This is a genomic window from Acinetobacter sp. YZS-X1-1, assembly GCF_000804305.1.
Lineage (GTDB): Bacteria > Pseudomonadota > Gammaproteobacteria > Pseudomonadales > Moraxellaceae > Acinetobacter > Acinetobacter variabilis.
Map to the genome: position 1 here is coordinate 38853 of NZ_JWHB01000017.1, position 13398 is coordinate 52250.

At 46.4% G+C, this 13398-nt stretch carries 6 protein-coding genes; 4 read left to right on the forward strand and 2 right to left on the reverse strand.

Features of this window, described 5'->3' with window-relative positions; genetic code table 11:
- Positions 1-203: 203 nt before the first annotated feature.
- Positions 204-908: a hypothetical protein gene (locus RJ01_RS10220; RefSeq protein WP_034170992.1), complete on the reverse strand. Its 705-nt coding sequence runs from the start codon at positions 906-908 to the stop codon at positions 204-206.
- A gap of 206 nt (positions 909-1114) precedes the next feature.
- Here RJ01_RS10220 and RJ01_RS10225 point away from each other — a divergent pair, with 206 nt between their 5' ends.
- Positions 1115-2536, forward strand: coding sequence for a phosphate--AMP phosphotransferase (locus RJ01_RS10225; protein ID WP_034170993.1), 1422 nt, complete (start codon positions 1115-1117; stop codon positions 2534-2536).
- A gap of 48 nt (positions 2537-2584) precedes the next feature.
- Here the strand turns inward: RJ01_RS10225 and RJ01_RS10230 are convergent, their stop codons facing one another.
- Entirely contained in the window at positions 2585-3088 is a 504-nt protein-coding gene (locus tag RJ01_RS10230; protein WP_004781723.1) for a hypothetical protein, read from the reverse strand.
- 178 nt (positions 3089-3266) lie between these two features.
- On the opposite strand from RJ01_RS10230, the gene RJ01_RS10235 reads away from it, so the two are divergent.
- The 3 genes from RJ01_RS10235 to recD all read left to right on the forward strand — a co-directional run bounded on the left by RJ01_RS10235 (position 3267) and on the right by recD (position 12945).
- Positions 3267-6983, forward strand: a complete 3717-nt coding sequence (locus RJ01_RS10235) for an exodeoxyribonuclease V subunit gamma (protein ID WP_034170994.1) — start codon at positions 3267-3269, stop codon at positions 6981-6983.
- Complete coding sequence (locus RJ01_RS10240) at positions 6983-11101, forward strand: UvrD-helicase domain-containing protein (RefSeq protein WP_034170995.1); 4119 nt, start codon at positions 6983-6985, stop codon at positions 11099-11101. Before RJ01_RS10235 ends, RJ01_RS10240 begins: the two co-directional genes overlap by 1 nt.
- Before the next feature lie 71 nt (positions 11102-11172).
- The gene (recD, locus tag RJ01_RS10245; RefSeq protein ID WP_034170996.1) at positions 11173-12945 is read left to right on the forward strand and encodes an exodeoxyribonuclease V subunit alpha; all 1773 of its coding nucleotides are present in this window, start codon (positions 11173-11175) and stop codon (positions 12943-12945) included.
- Positions 12946-13398 lie beyond the last annotated feature (453 nt).

The window sequence follows — 13398 nt, forward strand, 5'->3', positions numbered from 1 at the left end:
ATTCTTGGATGTTATTCAGCAATCATGATGCAATTGTTATGAATAATATACAGAAAAATAGGAATATGGGCGGAAATCTTCACCGCCAGTGATCGAATAATTCATATGATTTATCACTGGCAATGTTCTGCCATACAAACCCGAAAATATCAGGATCAGGCAGGACCGCAAGCCTTCCTCATCATGGATGGGAAAGGAGTGTATTATTGGAATGGTGTTGGATCGCCTGAATGCACCTTATCAATAATGCCACGTTCAATCGCAGTAAAGTCATGCACGAATTTTTCTGCCGATTTTAAGGGTTTCATGGCCTGGAAACCGTCCTGCATAAACTCATACATCACCTGAAAATGATATTTATTGGCTGCGCCTTTACACATCTTGAAGGCGGTATAAACCACAAAGGAACGCATATATTTATCCAGGCTGACACCCAGCTGATCCAGCAATGCCAGCTGTTTCAAGCGTGCTTCCCCCTGATCCAGTTTTAGATAGGTCACACGCATCATTTCATCGGTCAGTGGTGCGTTGGCAGGATAATCCTCTAAAAGCTGGATTGCGACCTGTTCATCCAGTTGTACCGCCAGAATCGCCAGCTCGACGCCTGAGGTTCCGGTTTTCAGGGCATTTTCCGGAATCATTTTTTCTGCTTTATGCGCATATTTCATCAGTCGGGCAATCTGCTCGGCCAGTGCGTCAAAGTCCGGGCCACCGTAGAGCCGGTTCAGGAAATATTCGGCCATCAGCTGGTTATCTTTTTCAGAAAAATGCTGATGATGGCTACGCTGCATCCGTGCCTTTTGCCATGCCTGCACATCCTGTAAACGGCTTAAAATTTCAGGCTGAGTGTGATACTTCAGCTGATAATACTGTTCTAAGAGTTCATCTAATCGGGCAAGTTTGGACATGTATTTTCAAATATGATTTTTCGATCTCAGAATCTTAGAGGGTGTGGAGCAATCTCGCTATGACAAATTGATCAATGATTCCTTATTTGAATGTCAATTTGCTGTTTAAACAGACAATCTAATCGTGTGAAAAACGTTGCTAACGCTATTTTTGCCTTCAGACTCCTCGCTATACTGTCCACAAGAATAAAAGATGAGGGATCTCCATGCGTACAGAAGAACAAATTTTCCAGTTAATGGATGAAGACGAGCTATCCCTTACGCTGATCAATGCCCAGTATGATCTGAGAAAAACCCAAGGTCAGAAAAATGGCAAAAGCCTAATTGTTCTGGTCAATGGAATTGAGCTGGCAGGTAAGGGCGAAGCAGTCAAACAGTTACGTGAATGGATAGATCCTCGTTATTTGCAGGTGAAGGCCGATCAGCCGCAAGTATTAGGAGAAAAACAGACCTTCTGGCAACCTTATACACGGTTTATTCCTGCCCAGGGCCAGATCATGGTCTTGTTTGGTAACTGGTACAGCGATCTGCTGAGAACCACGATGCAAACCGGCGCCATTGATGATGCCCAGTTTGATGCCTATCTGGAAGATATGCGTGTCTTTGAGCAGGATCTAAAAAATAACTATGTTGATGTGGTCAAGGTCTGGTTCGACTTGCCCTGGAAAGTGCTACAAAAACGCCTGGATCAGATTGATCCGAGTGAAATGCAATGGCACAAACTGCATGGCCTGGACTGGCGCGACAAAAAAAAGTACGACACCGTGCAGCGTTTGCGAGAGCGGTTTACTAAAGACGAAGACTGGCTGATCATTGATGGGGAAGATGAAAAACAGCGTGACCAGCAGTTTGCACAACATATTTTGCAATCTTTAAAATATTGTCCGAATCATCCGGTTCGAGCCAAGGGACAATGGAAGCAAGCCAAAATTCCGGAATTATTGCAGCATCCTTCGCAAGAGCTTGCCAAGACAGAGGACTATAAGGCGGAACTGAAAAAACTGTCTCCTCAGGTGGCCAAGGCGCTGCGCTCAGACCCACACAATGTGATTTTACTGTTTGAAGGGATGGATGCAGCAGGCAAGGGTGGAGCGATCAAGCGGATTGTGAAAAAGCTGGACCCCCGTGAATATGAAATCCAGACCATCGGGGCGCCGGAAAAATATGAACTGAATCGTCCTTATTTATGGCGTTTCTGGAACAAGCTGCAGACCGATGATGATATCTGTATTTTTGACCGCTCCTGGTATGGTCGGGTGCTGGTAGAACGGGTAGAAGGCTTTGCCAGCCCGGCAGAATGGCAGCGGGCCTATGATGAAATTAACCGATTTGAACAGAGCCTGATTAACCATCAAACCGTGATTATCAAATTCTGGCTGGCGATTTCCCAGGAAGAACAGGCCGCCCGTTTCAAGGCGCGTGAAGATACTCCGCATAAGCGCTTTAAAATCACCGATGAAGACTGGCGTAACCGGGAACGTTGGGATGATTATTTAAAAGCGGCAGCTGACATGTTTGAACGTACATCGACAGAACAGGCGCCATGGCACATTATCGCCACTGATGATAAAAACACCGCTCGGGTTGAAATTTTAAAAACAATTTTAAAGCAGCTTCAGGCAGATTAATCTGCCTGAATTTTGAAAAGTTTGGGGATAAAAAATGAGACGGGAAATTTATTTGCTTTGAGCAATCTGTTTTTGCTGAATATTTTTTGCAGTACGATAGCAATCTTCAACATGTGCTTCAGCAATTTTTTTCATGACAAAATAACCGAGGCTCGCAGCTACCAGTTGACCACCGAGTGGAATGAATTTTGTGACTTGCTTTGTGATCACTTTCGCTGCAACATTGTTCAAAGATTTTTTGACTGCTGTACGTGCCACCACCAGACCGGAAAACTCGATTCCGCGTTTACGCAGTTCATTCCAGTGCACCTGTTTGGTTGCAGGATCAAACACACTGATCTGTTCAGGGGCCAAACCAAAGCGGGCATTGATCTCCGGTATCAGTTGCGACAGAATGCCGACATCAATGACCACGTCCAGAAATGGCACCGGAATCACGGCTGCTCCGGCAGAATAGTAGGCACGTTTTTTGGTTAGCTCTAAGCACTCGTTGCGAATTCTGTCTAAATCTAAACTTGGATCGATACGATCTGGAATTTTGTCTAATTTCATGGGCATTACCTAAAGCTAGATGTTGTTTTTTTCTGTTCAAACATCAATAAGATGCTTTTTTCAAAGAACTTTTTTGACTGAAGTATGAGTTTTAAAGTGACATAGACAGTTCGGTAAGTATAGTAAATAATCTTTATCATTTTGTAGTACTGCTCCATCTCATTTTTCAGGGGAAACGATGGCAATTCATGTTATTCAGAGTCAACGCATTGATGTGCTTTTGGATAGTATGCTGCGTATCGTCAACCAGAGCGCAAAAAATCCCTTGGCCGTGTTACAGCCGCGGCATTTTATTGTGCCGTCTCCTGCAGTCGAAGCCTGGCTCACTCAAAAAATTGCTGAGAAAAAAGGCATCAGCGCCAATACCCAGTTTCATCACCGGATCCGTGCCTTTCAATGGACTTCCTATCAGTGGGTGCTGAATAATCCCAAAGAAGTCGAACAGGTTCGTGAAGCCAATATTCCCAGAATTATTATTAAATGGCGGGTATTTCAGGCACTACGCAAATGTATTTTGCCTGAGCAGATTCCATTAGAGATCGATCATCCGCTGTATTCGATTATCAAACGGATTTATGACAGTGCAGATCGCCTGGAGCAGGGCACAGAAAAGCAGCTGAAAAAACAGAGCATGCTGTATTGGGTATCCGAACAGGTCTCGCGCCTGTTTAGCCATTATATGGATTATCGTGGTTATTGCGCGCGGAATTGCCCGCCACAGGAATGCCGTTGTCCCACCAACTGGCTAGCGTCCTGGGGGCAGGATATCGCGCTCGATCTTGAGCAGATGATCTATATTCCTAAAGATGAAAATGGCCATGAAATTCCGGTGGCAGACTTCGTCAAGATTCAGGCACGCGAACTGGAAGCCTGGCAGCGCTGGCTGTGGCAGCATGTCTTTCAGGATGATTATGCCAAGATTCTGGACATCGAACAGATGTACTGGGAACGTTTGGAAAATGAAGATACTCAGGCACAGGCTTTAAAACGTTTGCCACAACAGGTCGTGGTCTTTACCTTGCTAGAATTGCCACCGAGTCAACTGGATTTCTTGCGCCGTCTCGGTCAATACATCGATATTTATATTTTCCACTTTAACCCATCACAAGAATACTGGGCCGATAGTGTCGATCCGGACTGGAAAGCACGTTATGACCTTGGCGTGCAGGAACGTTTCATCAAGAAATTTGAAAAATCTCAGGGATGTTTGCCGACTGATACCGAAATCCAGCATTTCTTTGCTGCCTTTCAGCTGAACTTTAATGCCGAAGACCGGGAATCGCGTCATCCCTTGCTGACCCGCTTTGGCAAACAGGCGCGTGATCATTTCTCGTTATTATCCAAACTGTCTTCAGGTGAAGAAGGTCTCTGGGCGGATGCTTTCGTGGATGAATATCAGGATAGGTTACTGGCCAAGATCCAGTCGGATATTCTGTACCTGCTGGAACCGGAAAAACACCAGTATCCGCTTAAACCCGACGATGATTCGGTACAGATTCATGTCTGCCATTCTTCACTGCGCCAGCTGGAAGTTTTAAAAGAACAGATGATTCACTGGCTGGCTCAAGGTACCGAAGATGCCCCACGGCAGCCGAGCGATATTCTGGTGCTGGCCCCGAACTTGAAAGAGCTGGAGCCGGCGATTCGGAGTGTCTTTGCACCACCACCGCGAGAACGGGAAGGCAATAGTCAGCGTTTGCAAAAGGATAATCTATATTTACCTATTCAGATTGCCGGGGTATCCCGACTCGATGTCAGTAATGCCTGGCGTGCGGTACTGGGCCGGATTCAGCTGGTGCATCGACGTTTCAGTATTGAAGATTTTGCCGACTGGCTCAGCCTGAATGCCACCCAGCAACTTTATGCACTGGACTATACCCAAGTTGAGCGCATGTTACAGTTACTGGGTGAAGCGGGCTTTAAACGCGGTCTGGATCAGCAGCATTTACAGCAAAGCCTGACTGCCGGTGATGAAGACTACCGCTTCAGTTTTAAGTTTGCGCTGGATCGGCTGGCACTCGGACTTGCAGTGCCAGAACATGCTCTGTTTCAGGACACCTTAAGCTATGCTCAGGTCTTGAGTAGTGATTTTCCTCTCATTTCGACTCTGATCCAGATTTATCAGGATCTGGTACAGCGCCGTGACTGGCTGATTTTGCATGAACAGGGACAACGTACCCCGGTAAAAACCTGGCTGGAATATCTGCGTGAAGACTTGAATGAGTTCCGTGAAGCCGGGGTTGAGTCCTTAAAGACGGTCGCAGAAATCATTGACAAGCAGATGCGGATGCTGACGTTGGCCGATTACCATGATCAGGATGATCCGCAGGCCAGCCAGGAGCTGGTCGCCTTAAGTCTGCCATTGCCTTATGTACTGGAAGAAATTCAGAATACGCTGGAGATGCAACTGGATCAGGCCGAGCCGACCGGACAAATTACCTTTAGTCAAATCGGTCAGATCCGTCCGTTGCCGTATAAGCTGGTGGTGATGCTGAATCTGGATACCGGTAAATTCCCGAGCCGGAATCAGCAGGTGCCATTTGACCTGATGAACAGTTTGAAGCCGCAACTAGGGGATCGTTCCCGTCTGGATGATGACCAAGGCGCTTTTCTGGATGCATTGCTACTGGCGCAGGACAATTTATGGCTATTCTATAATGGTTTTGATGTTGATGACGGAGAAGCACGTGATCCATCCACTTCATTGCAAGAACTGATCCAGCATATTGCCTTGATTTGTCACTCAGACCAGCCCGATGCTGAAGTCGATGAAACGGTTGAGCTCAATGGTTTGAGCGTGGCCAAGCATATCCGTCAGCTCTATCATGTGCATTCATTACAGCCTTTTGACCCGATCGGTTATGTGGAATCTCATACTCCACGTTATCAGACTCAGTGGTTTGCTGTAGCAGAATATATTCGCAGTGCAGAGGGCAAGCGCAGCAGTTGGATCAATGCCCATTATCCGGCACTGATGCAGAAAGAAATCCGGGTGCTCAAAGGGGATGAGTGGATTCGTGACATGATTTTCCCGGCACGCCTATTCCTGAAAAGTGTCGGTATTTCCAGTGTGAGATATGCCGATCTGCCAAGTTCACGAGAACCCTTATTGCTGAATAAACTGGAACAGTATCAGGTTCGGGATTTTCTGCTGCAACAGGATCAAAAGATTGAGCCACAGCTGATGCTGGACCGCTTGCCGGTCGGAAAAACTCAGGAAGCGACTTGGCTCAGCAGTCAGCAGGAACAGCAATCGCTGAAAGAACGTTTATTGCAACTAAATAAAGAACTGACACCTGTAACGCAGCAAACCTGGCAATATAATCCTGAGCTGCTGATCCATATTACCTTGCCACAAGTGCCGCACAGCAGTTACTGGCTCAGCATGCAGTCTTCTTCGGCTTCAGAGAAACGTCGGGCACAGGTCTGGCTGGAATATCTGCTCTGGCTGGCCTATCTGAATAATGACGAGTTGTCGCCACAGCTGGAGCGGATTGTCATTTTTAGTAATAAAACCCTGAAATTTTCTGGACTGCGTTCTAGTCAGGCACGTCATCATTTACAGGCTTGGTTGAACGCTTGGGAAGTCGGACAGACCCAGCCGCTGGTATTACCAGCCGAATTGCTGATGAAAAAGGCCTGGGAATGGACCGAAAATGAACAGGGGCAGATCACCATTGCCGAGATGCAGGAACTGCTAAAGGCTTGGAATAATAGTTACAACCCTAAAGAAGCCAAGCCATTGACCTCAGATGAATCTAGTCAGCTACATCAGGACTGGCAGTTTATTTTGCAGGATCAGGACCCGGATCTGGCCTTGCAACGCTGCTGCCATGACTTTGCCCATGCGTTATATGCACCGATTCATGAATATCTGGAATGGATAAAAGAATAATGACCATGTTACCCAACCAGAACAAAAAGATTTCAACCAATCCGATTCAGGACATGCGCTTTAGCGGCCTGCACTGGATTGAAGCTTCCGCGGGTACGGGTAAAACCTATACCTTATCCAGTTTGATGGTACGGATTTTTCTGGATCAGTATTATCCGCATCAGGTCATTGCCACAACCTTTACCCGTAAGGCCACAGCTGAACTGAAAAACCGGGTACGTCTCAGAGTCGAGGAAACGTTGGCCTTCATTCAGCGTCATCAGGAGCTGAATTCAGTCGAAATCACCGCCAAAATCCAGGCTGAATCGGATCCGCTGTTCCAGCAGGTGTTGAAAGATTATGGATCACGCATGGATTACGCCCGGCGCCGTTTACGTCTGGTTCTGAACCAGTTGGATGAGCTGTTTGTTGGAACACTAGACAGCTTTAGTCAAAAATTATTGCGTGAATTTGCTTTTGAAAGCGGCAGGATTGAACGGGCTGAACTGACTGAAGATCAGGACCTGTATATCCAGCAGCTGATTCATGATGTACTGCGGGAATGGATCCAGCAGCAGCCGCAATATATGGTCAATCATCTGTATCTGCAAAACCTGTTAAAACCAGTGGAGCACTATACCGGGCTGGTCCGTGATGCTCTAAATTTCCGTGTGCAATACTTTCAGAAGGTAGAAAAAGTCGAATGGGATCTGGCTGAACTAGAGCACTGCATCCAACGCCTGTTCGATGTACATGAACATGAAATTGAGATCATTCGGGAGTATTGCCAGAATTCTCCGAAGTATTTTCATAAGAGTTTTTTCACCAGATTAAGTGACGTTTGTGAAAACTTTATGACCTGGATGGCGGCACTGAAAACTAAAGGTGTGATGAGCTTTTTTGATCCAGAACTGCATGCGATCTTATTGAACCTATGTTATTTGCGTCGTAAAAAAACCGATTTTCAGCCGACGACACAAGTGTTTAACAAAAGCTGTCCGGAAGCAGAGCAGCAGCAGATTCTACATAATAATCTGATTCAAGCCATTGATGGATTGTGCGAAGTCAAAGAGAAGATGGATGCCCAGCTGAAGCAGCTGACCACCTATCTTGAATATCATATTATTCGCAGTGTGCAGAACCGTCTACCACAAACCTTGCAAAAACAGGGTGAAACCACATTTTCCCAACAAATCCGTACCCTTGCTGAAGCTTTACAGGGACAGCAAGGTCAGCGTTTTGCCCAGTTTGTACAGGCGCGTTATCCACTGATTCTGGTGGATGAATTCCAGGATACCAATCAGGATCAGGATGATCTGCTCTCTAAAATCTGGCGTGATCCGAATCGGGTCAAAGCCGGCTGTATGATCATGGTCGGGGACCCGAAGCAGGCGATTTACGGTTTCCGTGGCGGCGACATGCTGACCTATAACAAGGCGCGTGCCGACGTGCGGCAAAAGCAGGGCCGTGAATACACTCTGATCCAGAACCATCGCTCGGTAAAGCCTCTGGTCGAGGTGGTGGACGCGCTGTTTCAACGCCAGATGGATTTTGGTGAACAGGTGCATTACACCCTGATTCAGGCGGGAAGCCGGCCACATCCGGATTTAATCGATAAAACGCTGAGTAATCCGTATCCACTACGCTGGATTCAGCTCAGTGAGCAGGACGTTGAAGCCGATCAGGTGGTCTGGAAAATTCGCCAGTTATTAAATCAGTCTGAACAGCAGCAGCTATATTTTCAGCAAGGTGACAACGTTCAGCACTTAAAAGCGGATGATATTGCAGTCCTCAGTTTTGGTCATTATACGCTGGAACAGGTCAAGCAGCGTCTGCAACGCATGGGGATTCCCTGTTATAAGGAATCCAAGCAGAGCGTCTTTGCCAGCCCAGTGGCTCAGGATGTTGCAGCTGTTCTGACCGCGATCATGGAGCCTTTTAACGAGGCCAAAGTCAAACGTGCCTTATTGACCCGTTTATTGGGTTTTAACCTGAAAAAGCTAATTGAACTGCAAGAGCAGAGCGAAGGTCTGAGCCGCTATATTGCCGACTTTGACGCCATCCGGGAAATATGGTTTGAAAAAGGGTTTCTGACGGCCTGGAATTATGCCTTAAACCTGTTTCAGGTCTGGACCAATCTGGTTGCAGGCCAGAGTCTGGACAATGAACGGGTAGTAGTAAATTTACGTCACCTGACCGAAATTCTGTGCCAGCAAAGCGAATATTATCAGGGTGCTCAAAAGCTGTATCACTGGTATCTGCGTCAGTTGCAATCACCTTCAGGCAAGGACAACGAAAAAGAACGCAAACTCTCTGGCGATCATGGGGTACAGCTCTTAACCATCCATGCTTCCAAAGGCCTAGAATTCAAAGTGGTGTTCCTGTTGGGTGCCGATGCACCTTTTGATGTAAATAAGGGGAATCTGAACTTTTCCCTGTCAGCCGCGGAAAATGTACTGGAACAATCCCGGGTGATTGCGGTTAACCATAAGGACTTGCATGAGCAGGCGATTTTGCAAAATGCGGCTCGGAATGCCGCAGAAAATCACCGGCTTTGGTATGTGGCACTGACCCGGGCCAGTCACCGGGTTTATGCCATGCTGCAAGATCAGAGCGGACAAGCGGATTCAGGTCTGGCGTTCTGGCGTGGACAAGGTGAGGCGGTCTTTCAGCATGCCTTAAGTCTGCTTGAACCACCTCTGGCTTCTGAGCCGCCTAGAATTGTGGCAAAACAGACAGAAGCACCGTTACAGATGCAGGCTCATCCTTTACCGGAGCGACAGTTCTATCCGCGGACCAAAACCAGTTTTACTGCACTGTCAAAGCATCTCCCGCATCAGGCAATATTGCAGGATGATCTGGTCATCGCTTCTGAACGTCCAGACAGTGCCGCAGATGAAATGAATCTGCTGGAACTAGAACAGCAGGTAGCCAGTCAACCACTGGACTGGATCAAGCTAAATTTTCCAAAAGGCACGGTGGCGGGAACTTTCCTGCACAGTATTTTTGAGCATATCGATTTTCAGGATCGCAGTTACTGGAATCTGGAAATCCGTCGCCGTTTTAAAAATACGGCACCACAAATCTGGCAAGAACTGAAAGAGAAATTTCATCAGGCCTTTCATGTTCGTCCATTGTTACAGCAAGCATTTACTCCGGGCTATCAGACGGCCTGTGTGAATTTACAGACCCTGTTCAGTCAGGTGGCCCGTCAAGGTCAAATGCAGCCGGAGAAATTGCAGCAGAGTATGCAAAAAGTACTCTCCAGCCTGAATTATAAAATCCTGACCGGAATTCGCCTGCATGATCAGAGTGAAGCTTATCGTCAGGAATGGCAGCAGTTTTTCCGTTCCGCTCAAACATTCGATCACTCTGAATGGTTGAACTTCTTAGGGCAGTTTCAACGCTATGTTACAGAACTTGATGATGAGCCTTTTATCCAGTTTTTCGAACAGGAAATGGCGCAGATGACGCCTGCTGAGACAGCAGCACAACTGGATGTAGAAACCGTTTTTCAGCAGGCATTCGATCATTTCATTGATGAGATGATTGAAGATCTTCTGCTCAATCGGGTTCATGACTGGCTCAAAGAAATTCTGGCTGCACCCCTACAGGCAGAGTTCAGCCTGGAGCAGTTGCAGCAAGGTACTTATTTGTCTGAATTCCCGTTTTATCTGTCTTTAACCGATGCGCCGTTACAGATTCGTCAGATCCAGCAACTGTTTGCCGAGCATGATATTCTCATGCCTGATTTTAATGAGGCAAAATCAGCACGCTATCTGACCGGGTCTATCGATTTGGTTTATTTTGATGGCCAGCGCTATCATATTGCCGATTATAAAAGCAATTTTCTCGGGCCGGATCAGCAGCATTACACGGCCGAAGCCATCCAGCAGAATATGACTCACTCCAGTTACTGGCTGCAAGCGGCATTATATCTGGTGGCACTGCATCGTTATCTAAGCGTGAACATGCAGGGATATGACATGCAGCAGCATCTAGGTGGAGCGACTTATCTGTATCTGCGCGGTATGAATGGTCAGGCTGAACAAGGCGCTTATCACTGGCAGTCTAGTCTGGAATTTATTCTAAAACTGGATGAAATTCTGGGCTATTTTGAGCAGAAAAAATCAGCATAATTTTGATGATTTATAAAATTTTAAGAGTTTAAACAGAAGATTATCCTGTGGATAACTTTGAGGATAACTGTGTGGAAAATGAGCAAATTCACGTGTCTCAGCAATCAGCCCATTTAATGGCCTGGATTGACTATCTATGTCAGCCACCATTCAGTTCGGCGACTTTTGATGCTGCCGCAAAATTGCTGATTCAGCAGCTCCTTGAGGCGATGCAGGAGGGCAATAGTTGTATTCCGGCCAGTGCCGAGCAAACAGCTCTATTGCATCATCTGGTGCTGGATCGGAGTCAGCAGGCTCAGGGTATTGCACCCTTTATTTTTGAAAACCAGCAATTGTATTTATACCGCTACTGGCAGCTGGAGCAGGCGGTCGCCACCCAGATCGCCCGGATCAAGTCACAAGCCATCACGCCAGTAAATTTAAGTGAGAGTGATCATAACCTCCTGACAGATCCACAGCAAAAGCAAGCGCTGGAAATGGTCGCTAAGCAGGGACTAAATATTATTACTGGTGGGCCAGGAACAGGTAAAACCTATACCTTGGCACATATGATTGCGGTACTGCATGAAGCCTTACCCAATATCCGGATTGCGATGGCCGCTCCGACGGGTAAAGCGGCGCAGCGGATGCAGGAAGCCTTGCAGAAAGCCTTACATAGTGAAAAGTTACAAGCTTTTGAACTGGAGGCTTTAAAGCAGGTTCAACCCTTTACTTTGCACCGCTTACTAGGCTTGGGGCGGTTGGGACGCCCACGGTTTCATGCCAAGCAGCCTTTACCCTATGATGTGATCGTGGTCGATGAAGCATCCATGCTGGACTTAAGCCTGTCACAGATGCTCCTTGCTGCAGTGCCAGATTCAGCCCGCTTAATTCTGTTAGGCGATGCAGACCAACTGGCCTCGGTGGATGTCGGCACTGTACTGGCAGACTTGCAGCAGACTTCTGTTCTGGCAGATAACTGGGTCAATTTAATCACGACGCGCCGTTTTGCCTCAGGCGCCCGAATTGGTGCGATGGCACACTTTATCCAGCAGGAGCATGTTCCAGCATCAGTTTTAAACCAGTTTGAACAGCAAGTGGTTGCTGCGAGTGAGCTGCAAGTAATTGCACTGGACCAGGTAGAGATTGACCAGCTGCAACTGCAATATCTGCCAGAAATAAACCCAACTACAGGTCTCCAATTAGACCCATATTATGATCAACTGATGTATGGCTATCAGGCTTATGCGGACGCGATCAAACAGGCTCAGGATCAGACTGATTTCGAGCAATATGTGCAGCAGGCAATTCAGCACTTTGATCATTACCGGATTCTCACCGCAATCCGGCATGGTGATCTGGGTTTGAATAAAATCAATCAGCAGATTGAACAGCGTTTTCTGGCCAGTGTAGGCAAGTTAAAACAGGGCGACTGGTATACCGGCCGACCAGTGATGATGACTTATAACGATTATCAGCTGGGTCTGTCCAATGGTGATATTGGAATCTGTTTCTGGAGAGAACAAGAAGGACAATCACAATTTGAAGTATATTTCCCGAGTCTGGAAAAATGGGTGCTGGCGACACGCCTGCCAAAAAGTATAGAAACAGCTTTTGCTTTGACGATTCATAAATCGCAAGGTTCAGAATTTACTCATACGGCTGTAGTACTTGATCAACAAGCCAAAAATTTACTGAGTAAGGAACTGATTTATACAGCGATTACTCGAGCTAAAAAAGTCGTGAGCTTGCTGGTAGATCGTGATGCGTTTACACAAGCGCTATGTGTAAGAACCACACGAATAAGTGGTTTAAGCGAAAAAATACTTGAACAATGTAACAATGTATTGGCAAAAAATAAATAACTTTTGTAGGTAAATGCTTACATGGATTCAGGAAATTGGCGCATGGAGCTTTTAATCGGTTTTTGAGAAGATTGGTCACACAAAAGAACTCAACACGGAAAGTTGGGTATAAATCGCATAATAAGAACAAGAATGTCACCAGACAGCGAACTTACAGTGAAGTAAGTGAAAGAGGAAACTTACAGCCGCTAAGCCTTGTAGTTTTGGGAGAGACTACAAGGCTTTTTTATATCTGCCGTTAATGGAATTTTGCCGTAATCTTATAGAACGATAAAATTGGCAGAATAAGTAAATTTAAGTAAATAGCGTAATTAAAAGATATATAAGTGTAACATTTTGCAAATTTCGATGATAATTTTGTACGCAATGGCTTACAGCGAGTGAGGATAAATGCCTCTATGAGCATTTCGACAATATGGCAAAATCTACCACACAAGGAAGTTATTTTTAGTC